This window comes from Pedobacter frigoris, assembly GCF_005116445.1.
GTDB classification, from domain to species: domain Bacteria; phylum Bacteroidota; class Bacteroidia; order Sphingobacteriales; family Sphingobacteriaceae; genus Pedobacter; species Pedobacter frigoris.
Genome location: NZ_SWBQ01000003.1, coordinates 82,322 through 106,080, shown reverse-complemented (window position 1 = coordinate 106,080; position 23,759 = coordinate 82,322). Strand labels below are relative to the sequence as shown.

The following is a 23,759-nucleotide window of genomic DNA, read 5'->3' as shown; positions in this document are numbered from 1 at the left end:
GTATATGGTATTCATTTAAATTACGTTTGCAGATAATTTTCCTATCATCAGTCTTAATTATGTTACAAAGGGAAATATTAAATATTGCTTTTTGAGAATGAATGTGTTTATATTTAGGCCACACACAAATAAAACACATATGAAAAAACAATTATTTACTGCTGCGGCGGTATTGCTATCCGTTTGTGGATACGCTCAGACAAAAGGAACAAGTGCTTTAGGGTTAGGGGTAAATACTTCAACATCGAAGTATGTCACTGCCGAGAATGGCGTTATTTCTGAAAACACCAATAAAATTTCATCTTTTAACCTCAATTATGGCTTTTTTATAAAAGACAATACCAAGTTGAGTGTGGATTTTTCTTATGGGCAAAGTAAACAAGGCCTTGTCGAAAACGACAATTATAATGAGGCCAAAATTTATGGGATTGGTTTAAGTTACCAGCAATATTTTCCGTTAACAGGAAAATTCTATGCTTTTGCAGGCGGTAGGGGAAGTTATGGTAAATCAAAACAGGAGTATCTTAATAATGCGACCGATAGACCTGAAATCACTGGTGACGCCTTCGGACTTAATGCAATTGGAGGACTTTCCTGGTTTGTTTCGAGACATTGGGCTTTAGAGACCACATTACTATCAGCTGGTGCAAATTACACTAAACAATCTCAAACTGCAGTTTCAGGGTCTTCAGCTTCATATAAGAACACATCTTTTGATCTAAAAAGCGGTGGTCTATTTGATGAATTGGGATTTAAAGTTTATTTCATGTTCTAACACGACGTATAATACAAACAAAAAAGCACTCCAACAGGGGTGCTTTTTTGTTTGTATTGCTTATTTTTATATTATCATGAGCAAGTCCGTAAAGCAACCATTCCAGCAGCAGAAAATTTTCGTATTAGATACCTCCGTTATTTTATATGACCATAATGCTTTTCATAGTTTTCAGGAGCATGATGTTGCCATTCCTATTCAGGTATTGGAAGAACTGGACAACATGAAAAGCGGCAACGAGACCCGCAATGCCGAGGCCAGAAGTTTCATCAGATTGATGGATAAAGCTTCAGGAGAAAAAATCATGAACAAATGGATCCCACTTAATGGCAGTAAGAGTGGCAGGTTTAAGGTGGTGATGGATAGCCAAGCTGATCATTTGGATGCTGAGACTATTTTTGGTACAGGGAAGATGGATCATAGGATATTGAACGCAGCCTTGAGTCTGAAACAGGAATTTCCTCAAAAGAAAGTAGTTTTGGTATCAAAGGATATTTGTCTTCGACTGAAAGCCAAATCTCTAGACTTAAATGCAGAAGATTATGAAACAGGTAAGGTAAAAAACCTGGATGAGCTATATACCGGGAAAACCATTCTGAATAAAGTTCCCGAAGACCTATTTCTCGCATTAAAAACAGAGGGAAGCATTAGCGCCGCCGAGCTCAACTTGTCCAACAAATCAGGTAACCATTTTTGCATTCTGAAGAATAACCGCAAGACTACGACTGGCTGGTATGATTTTCAGTCGGAGCGTGTGGTTTCCGTAAAGCCAAAAAATATCTTTAGTATTTCCCCAAGAAACCATGAGCAATCCTTTGCGATACATGCTTTGTTAAATCCAGATGTAAAGCTGGTGACCATACAGGGCAAGGCGGGTACGGGGAAGACTCTGCTTGCCATTGCCAGTGCGTTGGAACAGCGCAAGGATTACCGGCAGATCTATGTTACGCGGCCTATTGTGGCATTGAGCAATAAGGATATTGGTTTTCTGCCCGGCGATATCAAATCTAAAATAGATCCCTATATGGCACCGATATGGGATAACCTGAGGTTCATCAAAGAGCAATACAATGATGATCCAAAGATGCAGGCCAGGATAGATGATTTTGTGAAAACGGAGAAGATTGTGATCGCCCCGCTTGCTTACATCAGGGGAAGGACGCTGACTAAGATTTTCTTTATTGTCGATGAGGCGCAAAACCTGACCCCACATGAGGTCAAAACCATTATCTCAAGAGCAGGTGAGGACACTAAGATTGTATTTACGGGCGATATTTATCAGATAGATACACCTTATCTAGACGCGGAAAGCAACGGATTGTCTTATTTGATAGAGAATGCTAAAAACCATTCTTTATACGCGCATATCACTTTGGATAAGGGCGAGCGGAGCGAACTGGCCAATCTGGCTAATGATCTGTTGTGATCTTTTTGGATGTAGATTCAAAGTAATGTTTTTGCGCACTTTCTAATCGAAAAAATTCAGAAAGTCAATAAAATCATCATAGCCGGTTTTTCTTTACTTTTGTTGGAAAGCTTATTATCCTTATGAAAAAACTACTCTACTTTATCCCGGTTTTAATGATCTTATCCTGCAAACAGAAAACCCAGTCTGAAGATGGGCAAAACAACGACCCTCATTCATTCTCAAATCCTTCCGAAGCTATAGTAAGGCATCTGGATCTGGACATTAAAGTAGATTTTGAAAACCAGCAAATTGCTGGTAAGGCGGTATGGACAATAGAGAATAAGACCGGCGCTGACGAGATTGTTTTTGATAACAGTGGGTTGGATATAGAGAAGGTTACACTTGGTAAGGAAGAGAAAGAAACGACCTATAAGACTGGACCGGAAAAGAGATACCTGGGCACTTCACTACAGGTTGCCATCACTCCCGAAACCAAACAGGTAAATATTTATTATAAAACCGGTAAGGAAGCCAGTGCTTTACAATGGCTGAATCCTCAGCAAACGGCTGGCAAAAAACACCCTTACTTATTTACTCAATCGCAAAGTATCGCTGCCAGAAGCTGGGTTCCTTGTCAGGATAGTCCAGGCATCAGGTTTACTTACAATGCGAAAGTATCTGTGCCTAAAGAGCTATTGGCGCTAATGAGTGCTGAAAATCCTGAGCTAAGGAATGAAACCGGTATATATGAATTTAAACAAGTTCATCCGATACCTTCGTATCTACTGGCGCTTGCTGTTGGTGATATTGCATTTAAAGCTGTTGATGGTCGTACTGGAATTTATGCAGAACCTTCGGTACTGGATAAGGCGGTATATGAGTTTGCAGATATGGGCAAAATGGTGCATGCTGCTGAAAAGCTATATGGCCCTTACAGATGGGGCAGGTATGATTTGCTGGTGCTTCCTCCGAGTTTTCCGTTTGGCGGAATGGAAAATCCCAACCTGACTTTCATTACACCTACAGTGCTGGCGGGCGACAGGTCGTTGGTGAGCATTATCTGTCATGAACTGGCACATAGCTGGAGTGGAAACCTGGTAACCAACCGTACATGGAATGATTTCTGGCTGAATGAAGGTTTTACCAACTATTTTGAACGCCGGATTGACGAAGAGATTTTCGGTAAGAATGAAGCTGCTATGCAGGAGGTATTTGCAAAACAAGCATTGGAAGCTGCGGTAGAGGATATGGGTGCTGATCATAAGGATACGCATCTGAAAACAAATTATACGGATCGCAGTCCTGATGAGGGAACGAATGATATTGCTTATGAAAAGGGATATTTCTTCTTACGCACCATAGAAGAGGCAGTAGGACGAACAAAATTTGATGCTTTTTTGAGAAACTATTTTGATAGCCATGCTTTTCATTCATTATCTACAGAAGAGTTTTTGGCAGATCTGGATAACAACCTGATCAAAGGCAATGCTGAACTGGAAAAGAAAATAAGAATAAAAGATTGGGTATATGGCCCTGGTATTCCTTCAAATGTGGTCGCAGTAGGTTCGGAGCGATTTAAAGTGATAGACGGACTGATTGCCGACTGGAAAAAGACAGGTTCTGTAAAGGGGCTAAGTAAAGAGATTGCATCCAGCAATGAGAAGAAGTATTTCATCAGTCAGCTACCCGCTGACCTGACTGCTGCTAAAATGGCTGATTTAGATAAGGAGTTTAATTTTACAGGATCTGAAAATACGGATATTCAGCGGAGCTGGTATACGCTCGCTATAAAGCATCAATATACTGATGCAGATGCAAGAATTAAGGCTTATTTGCTGGAAAATGGACGCATGTGGCATATTATTCCTTTATATAAGGAAATGCTCACTACACCGGAGGGTGCTAAAAGAGCCAGGGCAATCTATAAGGAGGCAAGGCCTAATTATCATCCTTTGACTTATCAGACTATAGATGAGCTGTTAAACTGAAAAAATATTTCAGATTTATTGTAGCGTTTTGAAGTGTTGGTACGTCTGATTGACATAGACTTACCAACAATTTAACGTGATGATGAACTCAACCGACTCCAAGTTTTTAGTGATTGACAGTGATGATATGACGCAGGTAGAAAACCTTGCGGTGATGTTTCCTAAGCTTACCAAGCTGATTCAAAGTAATGAAAATAAGAATTTTGTCATTAACTTTAAAGATGGAGAACGCTCACTGATTGTAATGGTTGTGTCAAAAAACAAAATCCCTATAGCAAGTTAATTACGGAATACTCATGAAAAAGATATTTATTTTATTGATGCTTGGTCTTGCCGCGGTAGGATGCAGCAGTACTAAACAAGCCAGTAGTAGTGCAAACCTGGTAGAACTGAGCGGTAAACTTGAAGAAATGGGAATGACTACATTTCAGTATGGAACTCATAAGCTAGTATCTGGAGAGAAGACTTATGCCTTAAAAAGTAAGCTGGACCTGAATAAATACCTCAACAAAAACGTAAAGATCAAAGGGGCAAAGGTGGCTGGATATCCCGTTGAAAACGGTCCTGAATTTATTGATGTGACTGCTGTTGCAGAGTAAAATTAAGAGCGGGATTGATTTTTTAAGCTATCTTTGCGAAAAAAATAAACATGCTTGAAATCGTATACCAGGACGATCATTTGATTGCAATTAATAAACCTCATGGTTTACTGGTTCACCGTTCATCTATCGCCAATGATGCCAAAGAATTTGCATTGCAGCTTTTGAGAGATCAGGTAAACAGGCATGTGAGTCCGGTTCACCGTTTGGATCGAAAAACCGGTGGTTTATTGCTTTTTGCTTTTGAAAAGGATGTGGAAATAGCCATGCATCAGCAATTTCAAAATGGCGAGGTGGTAAAAAAATACCTGGCTATCCTGAGGGGATATGCGCCGGATAGTTTAGAGATAGATTATCCGCTGGCTAAAGAAAATGGTACAATTCAAGATGCTTTTACTGCTTTTGTGACGCTAAAGCGTGCTGAGATAGACGTCGCGTTTGGTAAGCACCCGACTTCAAGATATTCACTGGTGGAAGCAACACCTACAACAGGTCGGATGCATCAGCTGAGAAAGCATTTTGCGCATATTTTTTATCCGATTATAGGCGACCGAAAACATGGATGCAATAAGCAAAATAAGTTTTTTAAAGAACAATGGGAGATGACCACTATGTTGCTTCATGCTTCAGAATTGCGGTTTAAACATCCTGTAACTGGTGAAAACATCCATTTGAAAGCTGAAGTGCAGGACGAGTTCAGGCGCGTAAAACAACTAATGGGCTGGGATGATTGAGGTAACCTGTGCGATAATTACGAACGAAGAAGGGCATGTGCTGGTGACACAGCGGAGTGCTGATATGAAGCTGCCTTTGAAGTTTGAATTTCCTGGTGGAAAAATAGAAACAGGTGAGTCTGCTGAACAATGCTTGCTGCGGGAGGTAAAAGAGGAGTTGAACCTGGAAATAGAAATTGTGTCATCCTTATCTCCAGTGATTTATCATTATTCCGAATTTTCTATCCGTTTAATTCCTTTTGTTTGTTATATCAAGTCTGGTAATCTGATACTGAGGGAACATGCATCCTCCAGCTGGCGAAGTATAGATCAGTCTTTACTGGATTTGGATTGGGCGGCTGCAGATATTCCTATAGTCCGGGAGTTTTTGAGTACCAGGAATTGAAAACTTCTGCGGTGATAACCTAATATGCCATTTGTTCGCACTGAAATCCCTTTTCTTTTAAAACGTGGTTTACCACATCAGCGCAAGGTACTGAGGTAAATATTCTAAGGATGCGTTCTTCGAAGGCAAATAACCAGTTTTTCTCTCCAAATAGAAGATTAAACAAAGGAGCAATATTGATCAGGTCTTTATTGCCCTCTACGGAAGTTTTAAAAATAACCATATTCATCGCTTTACTTTTTTAGTTGTTATAGAAATCTGTAGTATTAATTTTTACTAAAGTTGCCTGATTTTAGTAAGCATTTCTATAGCATAAAGGCTGCTTTAAGTAAAAGAGCGGTGAATGGCGAAAAACAATCGGTAAAAAAATCAGCAGTGTATCGCCTCTTTAAATTGATGGTTTTGCTTTATAAAAAAACTGCAGATAAACTAAAGCTACGAGGGTAATGCCTGTACAGTAATAAAAGGTCACGGGTATCATCAATATATCATCAATGAATAACCATCCGGCAAGTAAGGCCCCTAAACCAATTCCCGCTTCTAACGCAATGTACATGGTTGCCATAGCTTTTCCTCTTTGTTTAGGCTCGCTGAGATCGACTGTCCATGCTGTAGCTGTAGGTGATAACATTCCGGTCGCCACGCCATAAAGAGCTGATGCAAGCATGAGCATTAAAGAAGAACTTGCAAGTGCAATTGCAGCCATCGAAATAGCCAGCAGGAAGAGGGAGATTTTTAGGATCAGCGGTCTTCCGTAATTGTCTGATGCTTTTCCTGCTACAAATCGGATGAGTAGTGAGGTGAGCGTAAAAACCATAAAGAATAAGCCTTTGTTGCTGGTGCCAAGATGTGCACTCCAATCTGATATCACAGTAAGGATGGCCCCATAGCTAATGTAGCTCAGAAAAATAATGATGACAGCTGGCATTACTCTCCATTCTATGATGTCTTTTCTATTGATCTTTAAATGAGTGGGATGGAACTTTTGTTTATCTGGCAGGGTCTCTTTCATATTGGCCAGGATGACGATTGATAACAATGCGAAGATGGAAGAACAGTAAAAAAGTATATTTATGGAATAGTGATCGGTAATGGTACTCCCGATGGCTGGACCTATAGCAAGTCCGGTACTAAAACAAACCCCATGAACACCCATAGCTTCTCCCCATTTTCCGGCAGGAACAAGATCGGCCACATAAGCCGCTGTGGCCGTAGGTTTAAAGCCTGTAGAGAACCCATGGATCAACCTAAGGAAAAGAAAGCCTGCAACTGTAGTCAGTAGAGGATAAAGAAATCCGCAAAGAAAACATACGATAGAACCAACTGCCATTACAGGTATGCGACCTATAGTATCTGTAAGTTTCCCGCTGAAGGGTCTTGAAATACCTGCGGTAAGTGTGAAAAGTGCGATGATCAGCCCTTTGTATTCTGCACCTCCCATTTTGCTCAAATAGGCAGGCAGTTCGGGAATTAGCATGTTGAAACTTGCCGAAAAGAGGAATGAACTTAGACAGACTAGCCCGAATTGTAAGGTGTAAATGGTATCAGCAGGTTTTAACATGAACTGGGAGGTATTGCAAATGATGTTGCAAATATAACCAAAACAATAGAGCTGCTTGTTAGACAGAAGTCATATGAGGTTACAGATGTTGATTTTATAAAATAAAATCAGGTCGCTTTTTTAGAGCCTATTAGTATCACGACACCAGCGACAAGAATGATACCACCTACATATGGAGGCCAGTTTACGCTTTTTTCTTTATCTGCCGAGATCTGGATAGGACCGGCATCAACTACTTTTTCTTTTTTGGTATAAGTAAAGCCTGTCCAGACAAGCATTAAGATGCCAAGGACAATCATAACCAATGCGATGCTTCTGTTCATAATGTTGTGATTTAGGTTCGGTTAAATAACAACGCTTGGATATGAATGTTTTGAAATAAAAAAAGCATCCTTTTGAGGGGATGCTTATTAATTTATAAAATGAGTTTAATTAACTGATCTTAACATTAATTGCGTTTAAGCCTTTTTTACCTTGCTCAACGTCATAGCTTACTGAATCATTCTCACGAATGCTATCGATTAAGCCTGAAGTGTGTACAAAAATTTCAGCATCACCATTAGCTGGGATGATAAATCCAAAACCTTTTGTCTCATTGAAAAACTTTACTGTTCCTTGTTGCATTATATTGTAAATTAAATTATATACAAATGTACAATTAATTTATTGAAAATCAGTAATATATTTATTTTGCTTATTAGTATTAGGTTTGTAAACCTTTATTACACCTGTATAAAACCCAATTTATGAATCATTTGCTGGATCTTTTATTTACTTTTTTACATCTGATTATCATCGGATTTAATCTTTTTGCATGGATATGGAGACCTACAAGGAGATTGCATCTGATAGTTGCGGGGATAACATTGGGGTGTTGGTTTATACTAGGTATTTGGTTTGGGATAGGGTATTGTCCCATCACGGACTGGCAGTGGACAATTAAAGAAAGCCTTGGAGAAACCAATCTTCCGAATTCATTTGTAAAATATTACGCAGATAAAATCAGCGGCCTGGACATTTCTTCTGATGTTATTGATGCAATAACCGTAATCAGTTTTTTGTCTGCTATATCTTTGTCAGTATACTTGAACTTTTTTAACAGGAAACAGAAACAATGAAGGTATTTGCAGAAACAGATCGTATTATATTGAGGGAAATTGTAATGGAAGATGCTCCTGCAATGTTTGAAATGGACTCAGATCCTGAAGTACATAGGTATTTGGGTAAGAATCCGGTCAAGACCATCACACAAGTTGAAGATTATATCAGTTTCATAAGAAAGCAATATATCGACTACGGAATAGGGAGGTGGGCAATAGTTGATAAGGCTACAAGCGAATTTGTAGGTTGGGGAGGTTTAAAATACCGAACGGATACAGTGATAGGTCATACAGGTTTCTACGAGGTTGGGTACCGGTTGCTGCGTAAATTCTGGGGAAGGGGTTATGCTACGGAGTCAGCCAGGGCTTCTGTGAAATATGCATTTGAAGAATTGAACCTCGATGCGGTTTACGCGATGGCTAGTGTAGAAAATGCGGCTTCCAGAAATGCACTCTTAAAGACTGGACTTAAAATTACAGCACAATTGGATCACGAGGGGATTCCTTGCGATTGGTTTGAAATCACAAAGGGAGATTGGAATAAACAAAACAGTATCAGGCAGGCATTATCAGGAGATGCTCCAAAAATTGCCCAACTCATTATCGCGGCTATGGATGATCTTGCTTTACAATTTTCCGGAGCTGCAGAACCGCTTGGCGCAATCCCTTTGTTTCAGCATTTCGCCGGACTTAGAGGAAATCAGTATAGCTATGAGCATGTGTTGGTCTATCAGGATAAAGACGGTGTATGCGGGATGATCTGTGGTTATGATGGAGCCGATCTTGAATCGTTGCGCAAACCATTTCTGGATTACATCCGAACGGAATCAGGAATAGTTCTGGATCCTGAATCTGAAACCCAGAAAGGAGAGTATTATATAGACAGTCTGAGTGTGGCACCTGACCAACAAGGAAAAGGGATTGCAAAAAAACTTATTCATGCATTGATTGGAAAAGCGCGATCACTGGGGCATACAAATGTAGGTCTTCTGGTGAATGCACATAACCCTAAGGCTAAAAAATTGTATTTAAACCTGGGATTTGTGGTTGTAAATGAAAGGAAGTTTATGGGGGGCGACTATTTTCATATGCAATACAGATTGTAATACAATCTTAATTTGCTAAAAGAAAACCAATTGTCTGTAATTTTTGTTAAATTGACATAGCTCATTATAAGCTACTTAACCTAAAAACCAAATTTTATGGAAAATCAGGAAATCAGATCAATGCTTGAAGTTATTGATCAACAGGTAAGTTCATCTATTTTAGGAGGAATGGAGGAACAGTATGAGGAACTGGAAGCAATGGGGTATGTAATGATCAACAGACATTCTATCCAGCATTGGGCAGCGATAACACCCAAAGGACAAGAGTTTTTAAGCCAGCACGACTAACTGACTTAATTACTTAACCTGGTTTTCAAGGTAGGTATTCAGTATATTCTTTAGATAGACTTCTGGTTTAGGCATGGTGACTACAGTTCCAGGCTCTTTGTCTTGAGATTGTTTAATGTAATTTGCTTTTATTTTGCCCCAGTCTTTTGAATATAACTGAATAAAAGTATCTACAAATTGTTTGTCGGTATAATCCTTTGGAAGCTTACTTAATACAACTGCTATTTTCTCTTCTTTTTTATGTAATACTGCCATGGTGATAATTCTTGTGTCGACAAAGTTACAACAAATTTCATCCTTATAAAGGTTGTAAAAGTAAATCCCTGATTTATTTCTTTAATTTGTAGTGAAGGTACTAAGCTTTTCAACTGATTATGAAATACATATGTTTGTTTTTTTTAGGCATTATTGCAACATCTTTATATGGTCAGCAGACGCAGAAACCTGTATTACACGGTCGCAACTGGATGGCCATTACAGGTAAACCACTTGCTGCAACGGCGGGTGCAATTACTTTTCAAAAAGGAGGCAATGCAGTGGACGCTGCATGTGCCATGCTGGCGGCCACTTGCACCATGTGGGACACATTGAGCTGGGGAGGAGAGACCCAGGTGCTGATCTACAATCCTAAAACAAAGAAAGTGATTGCGATCAATGCCATGGGATTTGCGCCTACAGGTGCCACAGCCGATTTCTTTAAAAGCAAGGGCTACAATTTTCCACCTGAATATGGGCCTTTGGCTGCAACTACCCCAGGGACTCCCGGAGGATTGATTTATATGCTGGCAAATTATGGAACTATGAGTCTGGAAGAGGTGCTCGCACCGGCAATTCAAATGGCGGGAGGTTATCCTATAGAAGCCCAGGCAGCCAATTATATTGAGCGTCAGAAAGCACTGATCAAAGAATGGCCATATAGTAAAAAGGTATTTTTGACTCATTCGGGAGAGAAGCGGGAAGCTCCTGAACCAGGAGAAATTTTCGTGCAGAACGATCTCTTGAAGACACTAAATAAAATGGTTGAGGCTGAAAGAAATGCATTAAAGAAAGGCAAAAGCCGGAAAGATGCATTGATGGCTGCTTATGACCGTTTCTATAAAGGAGATATAGCAGAGGAGTTTGTGAGGGGATGTCAGGAGCAGGGTGGATTGATCACTATGCAGGATTTGGCAAAATGGAAACCCATTGAGGAGGCTCCTCTGAAGGTGAATTACAAAGGAATCGATGTCTATAAGCTTCAGCAATGGACTCAGGGCCCGGTTATGCTCCAGGCATTGAATATATTGGAGAATTTTGACCTGAAAAGCATGGGTTTCAATAGTCCTAAATATATGCATACCATTTATCAGGCCATGAACCTGGCGTTTGCAGATCGTGATTTCTATTACGGTGATCCCTATAAAAAGCCGGAAGAACCTATTAAGGGACTTTTGAGTAAGGAGTATGCGAAACAAAGGGCTTCATTGATCAGGTATGATAAAAATGATGCAACTATAGGTCCGGGCAATCCTTACCCATTTCAGGGACTTTCTAATCCGTATATAAATTTGCTTAAGAACAGGGGGTATGAGATGGATACCACAAAACGTAATTTTGCGCCTAAGCATGATATGGGTAATCATTCCATCAGCGAGGCATATCAGGACAGGTTGTGGCGCGGTACTACATCTGTAGAGGCAGCTGATAAAGAAGGTTGGGTAGTTTCTATTACTCCAAGCGGAGGGTGGCTGCCGGCCTGCATTGCCGGAAATACGGGAATTGGCATGAGTCAGAGGATGCAGAGTTTTGTACTGGATTCTGTAATTAATCCTTTTAATGTTGTAGAACCTGGTAAAAGACCCAGGGTTACGCTTTCTCCTTCATTAGCGTTGAAAGATGGAAAGCCTTTTCTTTCTTCTGCTGTTCAGGGTGGAGATACTCAGGATCAGAATCTCCTGCAGTTCTTCCTGAATATTGTTGAATTCGGCATGAATGTACAGCAGGCATCTGAGGCACCTAATATCAATTCAAATCAGTTGTGGCTGTCACTGGGCGGTACTAAAACATCCGACAGGGAACCTAAGCCCGGTCAGCTTTTACTAAACAGTAATACTCCGGAAGCTGTGCGTACGGAAATGAAAAAGATGGGGTATATACTCAGTTTTGCTGAACGTACAAGTGGGCCTATCAATGCAATTTATTTCGACTGGAAACACGGAGGCCTCTGGGGCGGTTCAAGTAATCACGGAGAGGATTATGGAATTGGCTGGTAATAGAAATGTTAAATTTTATTAGCTTAGTATCTATGAAGACCATCTATTCGGCTTTATGCCTGCTACTTACTACAATTGCATGTTTCGCTCAGCCGCAACAAAAGCCAGCTCCGAAAGTGAAAGCCGCCAACAGGGTTATTATCGCGTACGTGACTGCACGTGGAAATTTAATGCCGGATCCGGAATACGTGACACACATCAACTATGCTTTCGGACATGTATCCAAAACTTTCGATGGGGTAGTTGTTGAGAATGAGGCAAGATTAAAGGAAATCACAGGATTGAAGTTGAAATATCCTAAACTTAAGGTCCTGCTTTCTATAGGTGGATGGAAAAGTGGCAGGTTTAGTGAGATGGCAGCATCTGCTGAAAACAGGGCTAAGTTTGTAGCTGATTGTGGGCGTTTGGTTAAGGAATTCAATCTGGATGGAATTGATATCGATTGGGAATATCCAACGAGTTCGGAGGCAGGAATATCATCCTCTCCTGAGGATACAAGAAACTATACGGTATTGATGTCTGAGATTAGGAAGACAATAGGTAAAAAGAAATTGCTGACACTAGCTTCTGTTTCGGATGCAAAATATATAGATTTCAAAGCAATTGTGCCTATTGTTGATTTTGTTAATGTAATGACTTATGATATGGGGCTACCTCCTTATCATCATGCAGGACTTTACCGATCGGAACATACTAAGACGATCAGTGTTGACGAAGGCGTTACGGCTCATTTAAATGCTGGGATTCCTGCCAGTAAACTGGTTCTTGGGATGCCCTTTTACGGACACGGAAAAGATCCTATCGCCTGGTATATTGACTATAAGAATATTGTGAAACTGGAAGGGTATACCAGACAGTGGGATGATAAGGCCAAAGCACCTTATTTAATAAATGCGCAAGGTGATTTTCTGTGTTCTTATGAAGATACAGAGTCTATCGGCATAAAATGTCAGTATTTATTAGGCAAGGGGCTATTGGGCGCGATGTACTGGGATTATGCAGCAGATACGCCAGATGGCGTGTTGAGGAAAGCGGTTCATAAAGGCGTTTATGAAAAGTGAATTGTAGACCAGGGTAGCTGCTATATCAGGCTTTCCTAAAATATGCATGAAAGTACTGGTTGCCATACAGGCCATTTATTTTCTCGGGCTTATCTTTTAGAAATTCATCACATGCCAATTTCACGCCCGGATTAATATCTATTCCTATACCGTTCATCTCAGGATCATAATAGTCCATTAATATACATACAGAGCCCTTTGTCATCCTTGGATAGATGCTGTTCAGACAGTACAGTACAATGTCTTTGTGTTGCATTTTATCGCCACCAAAACCACAGTCTATATGAGCGAAGGCGATTTGTTCAGGTAGCTGTCCCGGAATCGTATCCTGAAAATATCCTTTATGGAGAACAGGCAAATCAAGCTGCGCTTTTTTAAAGTTATCGATCAGAAAAGCCTGGATGTCACCTTTTTCCTTAAACTTTACTTCAAAACTATCATACAGGTGTAGGGTTTTGTCAGATTGGTGCAGTTGGATTGCCTTTTGAAATAACATGGCGCATTGTCCGGTAAAGCATCCGAGCTCTATTACGTCACCCTGAATTTCACTATTAAGGACGCTGCCCAATAAATGAAAATAATTGATTCTTTGTTCGACTGTATTCATGTCTGCAGAAGTATCAATTGGGGCGATATTGTAACCCAGTTTTAAAAATCTGAGGCCTTTGTTGACAAATCTTAAAAATGAGGAGGAAGCTTTTATGTTTCCGTAAGGTGGCTTTGTTAAAAAGTAATTATCCATAGTGTAGCGTTACCGGTTTTCAAGAATTTGAAATCAAATCAGTTTTACAATATATGTTAAAAAGACATATTGCTGAAATAATACTCACTAATCCTTTCAGTTGTATCTTTTAGTTTATTAATTATTCTGCGGACTCAATTTTTTTAGTTCATAATTAGGATTGGACATCCATTTTTTTAGGTAACGACACAAATATTGTGGTATTTTGCAGCACTGAAATCAAACAATGTTTAAACTGATTTTTAACACCTATAAAACATCATTTAGTGGTTTGGGTAGAGAAACCTGGCTGCTGAGCATAGTAATGATGTTCAATAGGTGTGGGAGTATGGCGGTGCCTTTTATGGCGTTATATGTGACTCAAAGCCTGCACCGATCAGAAGTAGATGCGGGTCTGATCATTACATTGTTTGGTATTGGTTCAATTTTAGGTTCAGCAACAGGTGGGAAGCTTACAGATATCATCGGTTTCAGGCCAGTACAGATATGGTCTTCTATTATTAGCGGAATATTATTTATTCTCTTTTCTACTATAAGCCACTTTTCTACACTTTGTGTTTTAACTATAGTCATTAGCTTTTTCTCAGATGCATTCAGGCCGGCAAACTTTACTGCAGTTGCCAATTATGCAAAAGAGGGGACTACGACGCGTTCTTATTCGCTGAACAGGTTGGCTACAAATATTGGCTGGTCTGTGGGAATTAGCATTGCGGGATTAATTGCCTCAATAAATTATAAGCTGCTATTTATTGTTGAAGGGGGCATGAGTATACTTGTCGGACTTTCGATCTTTTTCTTACTGCCCAGGGTAAAGGGCTTTATTAAACAGGCAAAGGAGAACAGGAATCAAATGATGATTGCCAAACCATGGCAAGATCTGTTTTATGTTAAATTTATACTGCTTACCACAGTTTTTATTACTTGTGCATTTTTGATGTTCAGGGTTGTACCGGTATTCTATAAAGAGCAATGGCACATCAATGAGTTCGCTATCGGAATCATTATGGGATTAAATGGAGCCGTGATAGCACTTTTCGAAATGGTGATGATCAATAAAATAGAAAAAAAACGACCGCCGATGTTTTTCATCATTATTGGTGCTTTTTTCTTTGCAGTTTCCTATTTGCTGTTGAGTGTTCCTTTGCTGCTTCACCTGGCAGTAGCCATAATTGCCATGGTTGTTTTTACAATAGGTGAAATGCTTGTACTGCCCTTTATCAATACGGTGGTTATCAGCAGGAGTAATGAGTATAACCGAGGACTTTATGCGGCCGGCTATACTTTAAGCTGGTCAGTCGCGCAGGTTGTAGGTCCTCTTACTGGCTTCTATGTTGCGAAACAACTGGGCTACAATTGGCTTTGGGCAGGAATTGCAGCCCTGTTGTTGCTATGTGCTTATGGATTTAGTTTATTGACTAAAAATATGAAATCTTAATATTTTTAATCTTTACGGTTCAGTACATCCGTGATTTTATTCGCATTTTCCATCAATTCAGACAGATAATCCCAGTTTTCTTTTTCAATACATGCTTTGAATTTTCTAAGTTGAGTGATGTGTTCGTTCAGGACATCGAGTACGTTTTCTTTATTTTGCTGAAAAATAGGCATCCACATAGCCGGACTACTTTTTGCGAGCCTTACCGTGCTTTCAAAACCAGCACTGGCAAGTTCAAAGATTGTGTTCTCTTCCCTTTCTTTTTCAAGTACCGTGTTTGCCAGGGCAAAAGAGGTAATGTGGGAAATGTGACTTACATAGGCAACGTGTACATCATGGTCTTTTCCTTCCATATATACATTGTACATGCCGAGTAATGTATATAGCTTTTCTACAGTTTCGAGTGCATCTTTATCACTTTCACTTGCGTTACAGATGACGTTTGCACGACCATCGAATGCATCTTCTGTTGCAGCTTCAGGTCCGCTGAATTCAGTACCCCACATCGGGTGGGAGGCTATATATCTGCCCCGTTTGGCATGTCCTTTCACAGCTGCCAAGAGCGACATTTTAGTCGAACCTGTATCCAGCACAATCTGGTTGTTTATTTGATCCAATACCTGTGGTAATAGTACCGTGCATGCACTAACCGGGGCACTTAATATAATCAGATCGCTATTTGCTATTGCTCCGCTCAGATCAGTTATTTCATCAACAATTCCAAGTTCCAGTGCTTTCTTTGTATGTGCCTCCTGATTGTCTACACCAAATACTTTCGAGGCAAAGCCTTTTTGCTTTAATACCAAAGCCATGGAACCTCCAATAAGCCCGAGGCCGACTACCGCTATCTTCATTGTTCAATTTAATTATTATACGCTGTATTTTATTTATTACTGATGCGTGCTATCGCTTGTTCAAATCTGGAAATATCGCCGCAAAGACTGATCCTGATGTAACGGTTGCCCTGACTGCCAAATATTCCGCCGGAAGTGAGAAATACATTTGACCCATAAAGAATTTCATCACTTAAGGCATAACCATCTTTATAATCATCAGGAATCTTGGCCCATACAAACATACCGACCTGGTTCAACGAATAACGACATTTAAGCATATCAAGGATTTGATAAACCTTGGTTCGCCTCTCTGCATAAATGGCGTTTATGTGATTGTACCAGTCGGCACCCAGTCCTAAAGCTTTTGCAGCAGCAAGTTGCAGCGGCATAAACATACCACTGTCCATATTACTTTTAAATCTAAGTACTTCTTCAATGCGTTCTTTTGCACCGCAAAGCATGCCGATCCGCCATCCCGCCATATTATGTGATTTGCTTAGGGAATTCAATTCAAGTACTACTTCTTTTGCACCAGGTAGTTGCAGTAGGCTCACAGGATGATCATTCAATATGAAACTATATGGATTATCATGCACAAGAAGGATATGATGCTCTTTTGCAAAGTTGATCAGATTTTCAAAGAATCCAGTTTCAATTTGCTGACCAGTAGGCATATGAGGGTAATTCACAAACATGAGTTTCACTTTGCTCAGATCCTGGGCGGATAGCACTTCCAGGTCAGGATGCCAGTTTTTCTCTTCTGTTAAATCGTAACTTATTGCTGTTCCGCCTGCCAGTTTAACAGCACTTCCATAAGTCGGATAGCCTGGATTTGGGATGAGGGCCTCATCACCCTCATTCAGGTAGGTCATGCAGATGTGCATAATGCCTTCTTTCGAACCAAGCAATGGCAATATTTCCGTATCCGGATTAAGGCTTACATGGTACCATTGCTGATACCAATCTGCAAAAGCCAGTCGCAATGCTGGTATGCCTTTATAGCCCTGGTAACCGTGTACACCGGATTTTGCTGCTTCTTCCTGCAATGTTTTAATTACTTCAGGATGTGGCGGCAAATCCGGACTGCCAATACCCAGGTTTATAATGTTCTTACCTTCTTTATTCAGGGAATCAATTTCCCTTAGTTTTTGGGAGAAATAGTATTCACTAATGCCCTCCAATCTTTTTGCAATCATGCTTGAAATTTGTTTATCGAAGCCTGATCAAAGACAGTGCATATGCCTGCTTTTGACTAAGCCTGTCAGTTTCAGTACTCCGGTATGAAATTCGTAATTAACCCAGAAATAAGTTTCTAAATTTATAAAATATTGGATAACTAGATAAATTATTGTCAACTATTTTAGACTATTCGAACAATTAAGTTTTATCTTGGTGTCATAATCAAAATTCACACACAAAATGAACTTTAAAAAACAAACAACTATTTTATCTAAACATGTAAACCCCACTGCTAAAATCATATCAGGGTTGTGCCTGTTATTTTTATTGAGCAACTGTAAAAGTTTGAATTCAGGTGCTGGTTCATCTGATGCTAGAACTCCTGAGACTAAGCTTGGCTGGAAACTGGGTTCGCAGGCATATACCTTTAGACTTTATTCGTTTGCACAAGCCATAAGCAAGATCGATAGCTGTAATTTAAGATATGTAGAAGCATTCCCCGGCCAGAAAATTGGTGGAGGTATTGAAGGAACAATGACTCCTGATATGGATGTCGCCAAAAGAAAAGCTGTTTTGGAAATGCTGAAAGCTAAGAACGTAAAGGTTGTTGCTTTTGGTGTTACTGGAGCAAATAGTGAAGCTGGATGGAACAAGTTATTTGAATTCTGTAAATTCATGGGTATTCAGACCATCACTTCAGAACCTAACGAAAAAGATATTCCTTTGCTGTCTAAACTAGCCGACCAGTATCAGATCAATGTAGCTATTCACAATCATCCTGATCCGTCTCATTATTGGAATCCTGATGTGGTGCTGAATGCTATCAAAGGTCAAAGCAAGCGCATTGGAGCATGTGCTGATATAGGTCACTGGTCTCGTTCAGGACTTAATCCGGTTGAGTGTCTTAAAAAATTGGAAGGTCATGTTTTGCATTCGCATATGAAGGACCTCCATGTTAAAGGAAAAGGCGGACATGATGTGCATTGGGGAGAGGGTGTATGCGATATACCTGGTGTAATCGCTGAATTGAAAAGACAAAACTTCAAAGGAGCTATCTCTGCGGAATATGAATATAACTGGCAAACGAATAGTAAGGACGTAGCTCAAAGTGTCGTTAATTTCAGAAACTTTGTATCCAATAGCAAATAAAATATCAATAGTGTAAACAACAAAGCCCCGGAATTTCCGGGGCTTTGTTGTTTACAATGAAGAGCTACAACCACACCCTAACTAATTGACTTCCCAAAAGGCGTGAAGGCCAGGTTCATCAGCTTAAAATGCTGTCGGCCAAATGGAATACCGATAATGGTGATACAGAACAACAGACCAAAAAATAAATGGGTGAGGGCAATCCAGAAACCACCGAAAACCAGCCATATGATATTCATTATCGTAGAAAGACAGCCTGTATTAGAAGATGTATCAGAGATTTTCACTCCGAAAGGAGCTAGTCCTACTATTGCAAACTTGAAGCATTGAATTCCGAAAGGTATTCCAACAATGGTGAGACAGAGGATGATCCCTCCAAATATGTATTCAAAGAAAATGAATATTCCACCAAATATGATCCAGATGAGATTGCCTATAAAATTCATAATTGTTTTTCTTTTAGAGCACAAATAAAAGCATTAGTTACGCGAATAATTTCAAAGGTTGATTTACCAGTTTCGTCGCGTGAGATTGCCTTTCTGCCTTTTCAGTATTTCAGGCTGGTAAAAAGCACTCTAATTTTGAGCCATCAATTAATCATAAAAGAAACTTTAAATAAAAACAATAACCCTACTATGAAAACATTAAAAACATTAAAAACATTTTTAATCGTCGGAGCTCTCATCGTAACTGCTAAATTTGGATTTGCACAATCATCAGCTTTAAAAAACCCGGTAAATTTTAACCTTAAAAATGGCATCAATGTGATTGTGGCTGAAAATCAGTCTACCGAAAAAGTATTTGCCAATTTGAGTTTCGAAAATGAATATTCGGCAGATAAGGCAGCAGTACAAGAAGTGATGAATATGATGCTTAACCAACAATTGTCAGCTTTAGATACTGGTTTAAGTTACAGTAATAAAGGTGTGAACTTGGCTGTGGCTTCAAAAGATTTTGAAAATGTATTTGCTGTTCTGTCTGCTTATATTGCCGCACCTGAATTTACCGAAGTAGCGCTAAACAAGGCCAAGTCGGCTGTGACTGCACATCTTATTGCAAATGACAAATATTTCCCAGACAATGTAAACAAAATATCGGTAGCGAATTTAAGCCTGTCTGATGTAAAGGCTTATTATAGTGAGGTTGCCAATCCATCAACAACAGTTTTGACTATCGCAGGGAACATCACACCATCTGTAGCTAAATCTTATGCAAAGAAATCATTTGTAGATTTTAAAGCGATTGATAACCAATCGAAAAGCTACCTGGTTTCAAACTTGTAGAACGAGGCCATCAAAAATACAATAGAGGGTGTCTGAGATTAGTCTTGGGCACTTTTTTTATTTACCTGGTTCGTCCTGCTTTAGGATTTCATTGATGAGTTCGGTCACTTTAGCTGCATTCGCATATACCATAAAATGTCCTCCGCCTTTTATAATAACGTCAGGACTGGTATAACGGATCGGAATTGTCCTGTCTGCAGTACCGTGCAGTTGGGTCAAATTCATTGGCTTCTCCATATTTCTCCATTCTAAAATGGCTGTTATAGCCCATTTCATGAATCTAGGATCAGTTTCTCGGATCAACGTTTTTAACAGTGTCTTTTCTTCGGAAGTTTTCCCGCCAAGTAATCCCGCTGGTAAAAATTTTGATTGTTTGATGAGACCTGTTGTAAGTATGTTTTGCAATCTTAAATTACCTGCAAGTCTGAAATACCAGGGAAGCTGAAGATAGGTGGGGGCAGAGGAAATAAGGAAAGTATGAAGAGGATTTAATTTCCTGGTAATTTCTGTGGCAATCATGCCACCTAGTGAAAGACCGATCAAATAAAAAGGTTGGGTACGATCGATGCTGTTACCAAGTCTCACTGCGTAATCAGCTAAAGATTCCTTCTCTAGCGGAGGGATCCAGTCAAGATGTACGAGCTCTTATTCTGCCGGAAATTTCAACTTCCTGAAAACCCTGCCGTCAGCCCCTAAACCGCTTATAAAGTAGATTTTCTTCACGTATGTAAAAGTATAAAAGTTAGAATGTATTTTGTTGTTTACAAATGACTTTTTGGTATCAATTTTTGTAGTATTGATTACACACAAAAATGAAACCGATATGAAAAAACTAATCATTGTCGTTATGGCTTGCTATGGCCTCAACGCTCGTGCCCAGGTGGACGAATCCAAAAACTTTCTGTATTTCTATTCAGATTCTGTAGTTTATGCGAACAGCATAAAGTTGAGACCCGACTTTTACAATTCCTGGCAGCTTAGAGCTGATTCCAGGCGTATTCCACAGGAACAGGTCAAGTTCTTTAATAATGAAAATGGCTTCTTTGCGAATACGCGGAGGCAGACCATCATTGGAGAAGGATCATTTTCCGAACGAATTGTACAGGGAAAAATCAATCTCTTTCAGGAAATAGCACGTGATGCCTTTTTGTACGATAGAGGTTACGGGTATGGCAGACATAGGTATGGTCCACCAGTTCGCCAATCTGTGGATCCCAGGATGTATTATAACAAAGGATATACAGACTTGAAAAAAGTTAATTACAATAATTTGAAGCATGATATGGCCGACAACCCGGTAAGCATGAATTTACTGGAAGGCTACCGTAAAAATATGAATGCCAGTAAAACGATGTATGTAGCCGCAGGAGCATCTATTGTGGCGGGCCTCGTTTCTTTTGTCGTTAAAGGAAGTAACAATGCAAGATTGTCAGACGGTAATTCCTTTGGTCACCAGCAAGGCTTTTCCAGTATGAGTACTCCTAATTTCGCCTCAAGCTTTCTATTCCTCGGACTCGGAGCAGGTTTGGCGGCAGGAGGATATGCTGTAGACAGATCCGGTTACCGTAAGTTGGAAATGGCTGTCGATGCCTATAACAGATAGGCTATTCTGAATTATTAAAGACTTGCTTATTTACGGCAAGTCTTTAATATTATTTATATTAGAACACACAAATCCAGGACGATAATGAAGGCATTGATAATAGGAGCGACAGGCGCAACCGGAAGAGACCTGGTTGATGAACTTTTATGGGATAGTGACTATGAAGCTGTTACCATTTTCGTAAGAAAACCTACAGGTAAGGTGCATAGTAAGCTTATTGAGCATGTCGTTGATTTCTCCAAACCAGATGTCTATGCAGGGTTAATTACAGGGGACGTTTTTTTCTCTTGTTTAGGTACTACCTTAAAAGCAGCAGGATCCAAAGAAAACCAGTGGAAGATCGATTTTGATATCCCTGCTAAATTTGCTGCATTAGCCAGGCAAAATAACGTTTCGAGTTTTGTGCTTGTTTCCGCATTGGGAGCCTCGGCCAAAAGTAAAATATTCTATTCCAAAATGAAGGGGGAGCTGGAAGACAGGATTCTGGAATTGGATTTCAAAAAATGCATTGTATTCAGACCAGGACTACTAGAACGCCCCGACACCGACAGGCTGGGGGAAAAGGTGGCCTTAAATGTTCTGGGATTCTTTAATAGACTGGGAATGTTTAGACAACACCGGCCTTTGCCCACCAAAATACTGGCCCAGAAACTAGCCAAAGCACCAAAATCACAACCTGATGGGGTTACTTATGTAGAGAAGGATAAGATATTCTCTTTTTAAAGCAATAATCGTCACCCCGAACATGTAAAAGCTATTCTGGTTCAGGATGACGAAGAAAGCCATTAATGAAATACAGTCACGTTCGGGAAGTATATTTTCGTAAAATCAGTTGTGATCCCATCACCGCCGTATTTAATTTTCTTTACCAACGTACCGTTTGAAGCATTGTAGATCAACAGAAAATTTGCTGTCGAAGCAGCTCCGTAGCCCTGTATACCGTTGACCACGATGTAGTCCTTGTTTTTATCATAACGTATTGCGCCATATACCATAAAAGGATTCTCATCGATATTGATAAAAGGTTCTGCCAGCGATGAAGCATTACCGTCTATGTACTTATAGATTGCTTTTCCGGAGTGATAAAATACCGCGTTTTCTTTAGTGGAGGCCGTAATCCTAGTCGGAGCATCTAAACCAAAAGATCCGATGCTTACTTTTAATTGTACACCGGCAGTATCCAGGTTGTCGTCTATCGCAATTAAGCGTGTGCCTGTAGATGCCCAAACTTTGCCATTAGGTGTTTGCGCGAATCCGCGGTTGATGTTTGAAAAGCTTTTTAGGAAGGAATAATTACCAGCCGAAACAATTTTAGTCCCATTGCTTTGTAAAAGGAATATGTGATTTCCCTTTTTCCACATATCTCCGGTATTCAATGCGCCTGCTGTTGTCAGTTTATTTTGAATAGCAAGTGTGCTCAAATCGACCTGGTATACGCCATCATTGGTACTTACTAGTCCGCGATTTCCATCTACCTGTATCAGACTTCTCCAATTGCTGGCTTCCTGTACGTATCTGGCTTCTTCTTTAAGTGTTTTTGCATTTACTTTTACCAGTGGTCCATTCATTTCACTCATCAGATAAATACTGCCATTGATGACAGATGCAAACTGTAACGTGCTGGTTTTAGATGTATTCGATAGTATTTTTCCCGGATTTTCCTTTTCATAAGCTCTAACACTTACCGTGTCTTCCCCATATCTGTAGAAGTTAATTGTACCAGCGTTTTGACCAATAGCGCCTTCAGCGATGATAAAAAATCCATTTTCGTATTTTCCTGATACCGGATCAGTGGGAATTGGATCAGTATTGTCCTTTTTACAAGCATATAGGCCTGTAGTTAGCAATGCTGCGAATAAAAATTGCTTAATGTTTACGTGTTTCATTATGATATATTAATTTATGGATTGACATTGTTTGAGTCGTCGGGGAAGAGGCAAAAGGATAGCCCTGCGATGAATACATCACAATAAAAAGAGAGAAAACGGACACAAAAATAGTGTAACACATAAATCGTACATCTCATCCCAGCTTCAATCCCCGAAAGCTATGAAATCATAATGCTGAAGGCAGGTCTCCTGACTTACGCCCGATTTTCTGCCTTCCCATTCGTTTAATTGGAACAGTGGCCAGATTTGAAAACCGTTTAGGCGCTTACAGTTGCGGGACAGTCACGGATTCTCACCGTATTCCCTTTTAATCCAGGATTAACACAATCCAGGAACCAAAAGCGATGCAAAGCTAAAAAAATATTGATATGATTTGCAGTATTGTC

28 protein-coding genes and 1 riboswitch are annotated in these 23,759 nt (G+C 39.9%); of the genes, 17 read left to right on the top strand and 11 right to left on the bottom strand.

Annotated features, from left to right (window positions below; all coding sequences use genetic code 11):
* Nucleotides 1-139: 139 nt before the first annotated feature.
* From FA047_RS11230 to FA047_RS11200, 7 genes are all read left to right on the top strand, one after another.
* Nucleotides 140-775 carry an outer membrane protein gene (locus FA047_RS11230; protein WP_169304388.1) on the top strand — a complete coding sequence of 212 codons (636 nt, stop codon included), beginning with the start codon at nucleotides 140-142 and terminating at the stop codon, nucleotides 773-775.
* A 76-nt stretch (nucleotides 776-851) separates the two neighbouring features.
* Nucleotides 852-2,201: a PhoH family protein gene (locus FA047_RS11225; protein ID WP_136836170.1), complete on the top strand. Its 1,350-nt coding sequence runs from the start codon at nucleotides 852-854 to the stop codon at nucleotides 2,199-2,201.
* A 122-nt stretch (nucleotides 2,202-2,323) separates the two neighbouring features.
* Complete coding sequence (locus tag FA047_RS11220; RefSeq protein ID WP_136836169.1) at nucleotides 2,324-4,171, top strand: M1 family metallopeptidase; 1,848 nt, start codon at nucleotides 2,324-2,326, stop codon at nucleotides 4,169-4,171.
* Between the two features lie 79 nt (nucleotides 4,172-4,250).
* The gene (locus FA047_RS11215; RefSeq protein WP_136836168.1) at nucleotides 4,251-4,454 is read left to right on the top strand and encodes a hypothetical protein; all 204 of its coding nucleotides are present in this window, start codon (nucleotides 4,251-4,253) and stop codon (nucleotides 4,452-4,454) included.
* Nucleotides 4,455-4,467: 13 nt separating this feature from the next.
* Nucleotides 4,468-4,770 carry a hypothetical protein gene (locus tag FA047_RS11210; RefSeq protein WP_136836167.1) on the top strand — a complete coding sequence of 101 codons (303 nt, stop codon included), beginning with the start codon at nucleotides 4,468-4,470 and terminating at the stop codon, nucleotides 4,768-4,770.
* A gap of 50 nt (nucleotides 4,771-4,820) precedes the next feature.
* Nucleotides 4,821-5,504, top strand: coding sequence for a pseudouridine synthase (locus FA047_RS11205; RefSeq protein WP_136836166.1), 684 nt, complete (start codon nucleotides 4,821-4,823; stop codon nucleotides 5,502-5,504).
* A complete protein-coding gene (locus FA047_RS11200; protein ID WP_136836165.1) occupies nucleotides 5,497-5,889 on the top strand; it encodes a (deoxy)nucleoside triphosphate pyrophosphohydrolase in 393 nt (130 codons plus the stop codon). Before FA047_RS11205 ends, FA047_RS11200 begins: the two co-directional genes overlap by 8 nt.
* 19 nt (nucleotides 5,890-5,908) lie before the next feature.
* Here FA047_RS11200 and FA047_RS11195 read toward each other — a convergent pair whose 3' ends face one another.
* The 4 genes from FA047_RS11195 to FA047_RS11180 form a co-directional block, all read right to left on the bottom strand.
* A complete protein-coding gene (locus FA047_RS11195) occupies nucleotides 5,909-6,118 on the bottom strand; it encodes a hypothetical protein (protein WP_136836164.1) in 210 nt (69 codons plus the stop codon).
* Between the two features lie 159 nt (nucleotides 6,119-6,277).
* Complete coding sequence (locus tag FA047_RS11190) at nucleotides 6,278-7,450, bottom strand: MFS transporter (RefSeq protein ID WP_136836163.1); 1,173 nt, start codon at nucleotides 7,448-7,450, stop codon at nucleotides 6,278-6,280.
* Nucleotides 7,451-7,557: 107 nt separating this feature from the next.
* Nucleotides 7,558-7,773: a hypothetical protein gene (locus FA047_RS11185; RefSeq protein WP_136836162.1), complete on the bottom strand. Its 216-nt coding sequence runs from the start codon at nucleotides 7,771-7,773 to the stop codon at nucleotides 7,558-7,560.
* A 109-nt stretch (nucleotides 7,774-7,882) separates the two neighbouring features.
* Nucleotides 7,883-8,074 (bottom strand): cold-shock protein, encoded by a 192-nt coding sequence (locus FA047_RS11180; protein ID WP_136836161.1) that lies wholly within the window; start codon nucleotides 8,072-8,074, stop codon nucleotides 7,883-7,885.
* Nucleotides 8,075-8,196: 122 nt separating this feature from the next.
* On the opposite strand from FA047_RS11180, the gene FA047_RS11175 reads away from it, so the two are divergent.
* The 3 genes from FA047_RS11175 to FA047_RS11165 all read left to right on the top strand — a co-directional run bounded on the left by FA047_RS11175 (nucleotide 8,197) and on the right by FA047_RS11165 (nucleotide 9,944).
* Nucleotides 8,197-8,568: a DUF2784 domain-containing protein gene (locus tag FA047_RS11175; protein ID WP_136836160.1), complete on the top strand. Its 372-nt coding sequence runs from the start codon at nucleotides 8,197-8,199 to the stop codon at nucleotides 8,566-8,568.
* Nucleotides 8,565-9,656 (top strand): GNAT family N-acetyltransferase, encoded by a 1,092-nt coding sequence (locus tag FA047_RS11170; protein ID WP_136836159.1) that lies wholly within the window; start codon nucleotides 8,565-8,567, stop codon nucleotides 9,654-9,656. The genes FA047_RS11175 and FA047_RS11170 overlap by 4 nt, the downstream gene beginning before the upstream one ends.
* Nucleotides 9,657-9,752: 96 nt before the next feature.
* Nucleotides 9,753-9,944 carry a hypothetical protein gene (locus FA047_RS11165; RefSeq protein WP_136836158.1) on the top strand — a complete coding sequence of 64 codons (192 nt, stop codon included), beginning with the start codon at nucleotides 9,753-9,755 and terminating at the stop codon, nucleotides 9,942-9,944.
* Nucleotides 9,945-9,953: 9 nt separating this feature from the next.
* On the opposite strand, the gene FA047_RS11160 is transcribed toward FA047_RS11165, so the two are convergent.
* Complete coding sequence (locus FA047_RS11160) at nucleotides 9,954-10,199, bottom strand: hypothetical protein (RefSeq protein WP_136836157.1); 246 nt, start codon at nucleotides 10,197-10,199, stop codon at nucleotides 9,954-9,956.
* 119 nt (nucleotides 10,200-10,318) lie between these two features.
* On the opposite strand from FA047_RS11160, the gene FA047_RS11155 reads away from it, so the two are divergent.
* Nucleotides 10,319-12,196 (top strand): gamma-glutamyltransferase family protein, encoded by a 1,878-nt coding sequence (locus FA047_RS11155; RefSeq protein WP_136836156.1) that lies wholly within the window; start codon nucleotides 10,319-10,321, stop codon nucleotides 12,194-12,196.
* A 32-nt stretch (nucleotides 12,197-12,228) separates the two neighbouring features.
* Nucleotides 12,229-13,257: a glycoside hydrolase family 18 protein gene (locus FA047_RS11150; RefSeq protein ID WP_136836155.1), complete on the top strand. Its 1,029-nt coding sequence runs from the start codon at nucleotides 12,229-12,231 to the stop codon at nucleotides 13,255-13,257.
* A 25-nt stretch (nucleotides 13,258-13,282) separates the two neighbouring features.
* Here FA047_RS11150 and FA047_RS11145 read toward each other — a convergent pair whose 3' ends face one another.
* Nucleotides 13,283-13,999 carry a TylF/MycF/NovP-related O-methyltransferase gene (locus FA047_RS11145; RefSeq protein WP_136836154.1) on the bottom strand — a complete coding sequence of 239 codons (717 nt, stop codon included), beginning with the start codon at nucleotides 13,997-13,999 and terminating at the stop codon, nucleotides 13,283-13,285.
* A gap of 226 nt (nucleotides 14,000-14,225) precedes the next feature.
* On the opposite strand from FA047_RS11145, the gene FA047_RS11140 reads away from it, so the two are divergent.
* Nucleotides 14,226-15,434, top strand: a complete 1,209-nt coding sequence (locus tag FA047_RS11140) for an MFS transporter (protein ID WP_136836153.1) — start codon at nucleotides 14,226-14,228, stop codon at nucleotides 15,432-15,434.
* A gap of 5 nt (nucleotides 15,435-15,439) precedes the next feature.
* On the opposite strand, the gene FA047_RS11135 is transcribed toward FA047_RS11140, so the two are convergent.
* Nucleotides 15,440-16,288: a prephenate dehydrogenase gene (locus tag FA047_RS11135; RefSeq protein WP_136836152.1), complete on the bottom strand. Its 849-nt coding sequence runs from the start codon at nucleotides 16,286-16,288 to the stop codon at nucleotides 15,440-15,442.
* 29 nt (nucleotides 16,289-16,317) lie between these two features.
* A complete protein-coding gene (locus FA047_RS11130) occupies nucleotides 16,318-17,466 on the bottom strand; it encodes a pyridoxal phosphate-dependent aminotransferase (protein WP_136836151.1) in 1,149 nt (382 codons plus the stop codon).
* A gap of 223 nt (nucleotides 17,467-17,689) precedes the next feature.
* On the opposite strand from FA047_RS11130, the gene FA047_RS11125 reads away from it, so the two are divergent.
* Nucleotides 17,690-18,598, top strand: a complete 909-nt coding sequence (locus FA047_RS11125; protein WP_136836150.1) for a sugar phosphate isomerase/epimerase family protein — start codon at nucleotides 17,690-17,692, stop codon at nucleotides 18,596-18,598.
* Nucleotides 18,599-18,675: 77 nt separating this feature from the next.
* Here the strand turns inward: FA047_RS11125 and FA047_RS11120 are convergent, their stop codons facing one another.
* On the bottom strand, nucleotides 18,676-19,044 hold the full coding sequence (locus FA047_RS11120; protein WP_136836149.1) for a YccF domain-containing protein: 369 nt from the start codon (nucleotides 19,042-19,044) through the stop codon (nucleotides 18,676-18,678).
* Between the two features lie 189 nt (nucleotides 19,045-19,233).
* On the opposite strand from FA047_RS11120, the gene FA047_RS11115 reads away from it, so the two are divergent.
* The gene (locus FA047_RS11115; protein ID WP_136836148.1) at nucleotides 19,234-19,881 is read left to right on the top strand and encodes an insulinase family protein; all 648 of its coding nucleotides are present in this window, start codon (nucleotides 19,234-19,236) and stop codon (nucleotides 19,879-19,881) included.
* A gap of 57 nt (nucleotides 19,882-19,938) precedes the next feature.
* Here FA047_RS11115 and FA047_RS11110 read toward each other — a convergent pair whose 3' ends face one another.
* Nucleotides 19,939-20,505 (bottom strand): alpha/beta hydrolase family protein, encoded by a 567-nt coding sequence (locus FA047_RS11110; RefSeq protein ID WP_136836147.1) that lies wholly within the window; start codon nucleotides 20,503-20,505, stop codon nucleotides 19,939-19,941.
* 199 nt (nucleotides 20,506-20,704) lie between these two features.
* Here FA047_RS11110 and FA047_RS11105 point away from each other — a divergent pair, with 199 nt between their 5' ends.
* Entirely contained in the window at nucleotides 20,705-21,484 is a 780-nt protein-coding gene (locus FA047_RS11105; protein ID WP_136836146.1) for a hypothetical protein, read from the top strand.
* A gap of 84 nt (nucleotides 21,485-21,568) precedes the next feature.
* Nucleotides 21,569-22,207, top strand: a complete 639-nt coding sequence (locus FA047_RS11100; protein WP_136836145.1) for an NAD(P)H-binding protein — start codon at nucleotides 21,569-21,571, stop codon at nucleotides 22,205-22,207.
* 62 nt (nucleotides 22,208-22,269) lie between these two features.
* Here the strand turns inward: FA047_RS11100 and FA047_RS11095 are convergent, their stop codons facing one another.
* Nucleotides 22,270-23,370: a DUF5074 domain-containing protein gene (locus FA047_RS11095; RefSeq protein ID WP_136836144.1), complete on the bottom strand. Its 1,101-nt coding sequence runs from the start codon at nucleotides 23,368-23,370 to the stop codon at nucleotides 22,270-22,272.
* 165 nt (nucleotides 23,371-23,535) lie between these two features.
* Nucleotides 23,536-23,728: riboswitch (cobalamin riboswitch) on the bottom strand.
* Between the last annotated feature and the right edge of the window lie 31 nt (nucleotides 23,729-23,759).

Excerpts from the sequence above, each read along its gene's own strand:
- FA047_RS11230 (WP_169304388.1), top strand. The coding sequence starts at position 140 with ATGAAAAAACAATTATTTACTGCTGCGGCGGTATTGCTATCCGTTTGT.
- FA047_RS11225 (WP_136836170.1), top strand. The coding sequence starts at position 852 with ATGAGCAAGTCCGTAAAGCAACCATTCCAGCAGCAGAAAATTTTCGTA.
- FA047_RS11220 (WP_136836169.1), top strand. The coding sequence starts at position 2,324 with ATGAAAAAACTACTCTACTTTATCCCGGTTTTAATGATCTTATCCTGC.
- FA047_RS11215 (WP_136836168.1), top strand. The coding sequence starts at position 4,251 with ATGATGAACTCAACCGACTCCAAGTTTTTAGTGATTGACAGTGATGAT.
- FA047_RS11210 (WP_136836167.1), top strand. The coding sequence starts at position 4,468 with ATGAAAAAGATATTTATTTTATTGATGCTTGGTCTTGCCGCGGTAGGA.
- FA047_RS11205 (WP_136836166.1), top strand. The coding sequence starts at position 4,821 with ATGCTTGAAATCGTATACCAGGACGATCATTTGATTGCAATTAATAAA.
- FA047_RS11200 (WP_136836165.1), top strand. The coding sequence starts at position 5,497 with ATGATTGAGGTAACCTGTGCGATAATTACGAACGAAGAAGGGCATGTG.
- FA047_RS11195 (WP_136836164.1), bottom strand. The coding sequence starts at position 6,118 with ATGAATATGGTTATTTTTAAAACTTCCGTAGAGGGCAATAAAGACCTG.
- FA047_RS11190 (WP_136836163.1), bottom strand. The coding sequence starts at position 7,450 with ATGTTAAAACCTGCTGATACCATTTACACCTTACAATTCGGGCTAGTC.
- FA047_RS11185 (WP_136836162.1), bottom strand. The coding sequence starts at position 7,773 with ATGAACAGAAGCATCGCATTGGTTATGATTGTCCTTGGCATCTTAATG.
- FA047_RS11180 (WP_136836161.1), bottom strand. The coding sequence starts at position 8,074 with ATGCAACAAGGAACAGTAAAGTTTTTCAATGAGACAAAAGGTTTTGGA.
- FA047_RS11175 (WP_136836160.1), top strand. The coding sequence starts at position 8,197 with ATGAATCATTTGCTGGATCTTTTATTTACTTTTTTACATCTGATTATC.
- FA047_RS11170 (WP_136836159.1), top strand. The coding sequence starts at position 8,565 with ATGAAGGTATTTGCAGAAACAGATCGTATTATATTGAGGGAAATTGTA.
- FA047_RS11165 (WP_136836158.1), top strand. The coding sequence starts at position 9,753 with ATGGAAAATCAGGAAATCAGATCAATGCTTGAAGTTATTGATCAACAG.
- FA047_RS11160 (WP_136836157.1), bottom strand. The coding sequence starts at position 10,199 with ATGGCAGTATTACATAAAAAAGAAGAGAAAATAGCAGTTGTATTAAGT.
- FA047_RS11155 (WP_136836156.1), top strand. The coding sequence starts at position 10,319 with ATGAAATACATATGTTTGTTTTTTTTAGGCATTATTGCAACATCTTTA.
- FA047_RS11150 (WP_136836155.1), top strand. The coding sequence starts at position 12,229 with ATGAAGACCATCTATTCGGCTTTATGCCTGCTACTTACTACAATTGCA.
- FA047_RS11145 (WP_136836154.1), bottom strand. The coding sequence starts at position 13,999 with ATGGATAATTACTTTTTAACAAAGCCACCTTACGGAAACATAAAAGCT.
- FA047_RS11140 (WP_136836153.1), top strand. The coding sequence starts at position 14,226 with ATGTTTAAACTGATTTTTAACACCTATAAAACATCATTTAGTGGTTTG.
- FA047_RS11135 (WP_136836152.1), bottom strand. The coding sequence starts at position 16,288 with ATGAAGATAGCGGTAGTCGGCCTCGGGCTTATTGGAGGTTCCATGGCT.
- FA047_RS11130 (WP_136836151.1), bottom strand. The coding sequence starts at position 17,466 with ATGATTGCAAAAAGATTGGAGGGCATTAGTGAATACTATTTCTCCCAA.
- FA047_RS11125 (WP_136836150.1), top strand. The coding sequence starts at position 17,690 with ATGAACTTTAAAAAACAAACAACTATTTTATCTAAACATGTAAACCCC.
- FA047_RS11120 (WP_136836149.1), bottom strand. The coding sequence starts at position 19,044 with ATGAATTTTATAGGCAATCTCATCTGGATCATATTTGGTGGAATATTC.
- FA047_RS11115 (WP_136836148.1), top strand. The coding sequence starts at position 19,234 with ATGAAAACATTAAAAACATTAAAAACATTTTTAATCGTCGGAGCTCTC.
- FA047_RS11105 (WP_136836146.1), top strand. The coding sequence starts at position 20,705 with ATGAAAAAACTAATCATTGTCGTTATGGCTTGCTATGGCCTCAACGCT.
- FA047_RS11100 (WP_136836145.1), top strand. The coding sequence starts at position 21,569 with ATGAAGGCATTGATAATAGGAGCGACAGGCGCAACCGGAAGAGACCTG.
- FA047_RS11095 (WP_136836144.1), bottom strand. The coding sequence starts at position 23,370 with ATGAAACACGTAAACATTAAGCAATTTTTATTCGCAGCATTGCTAACT.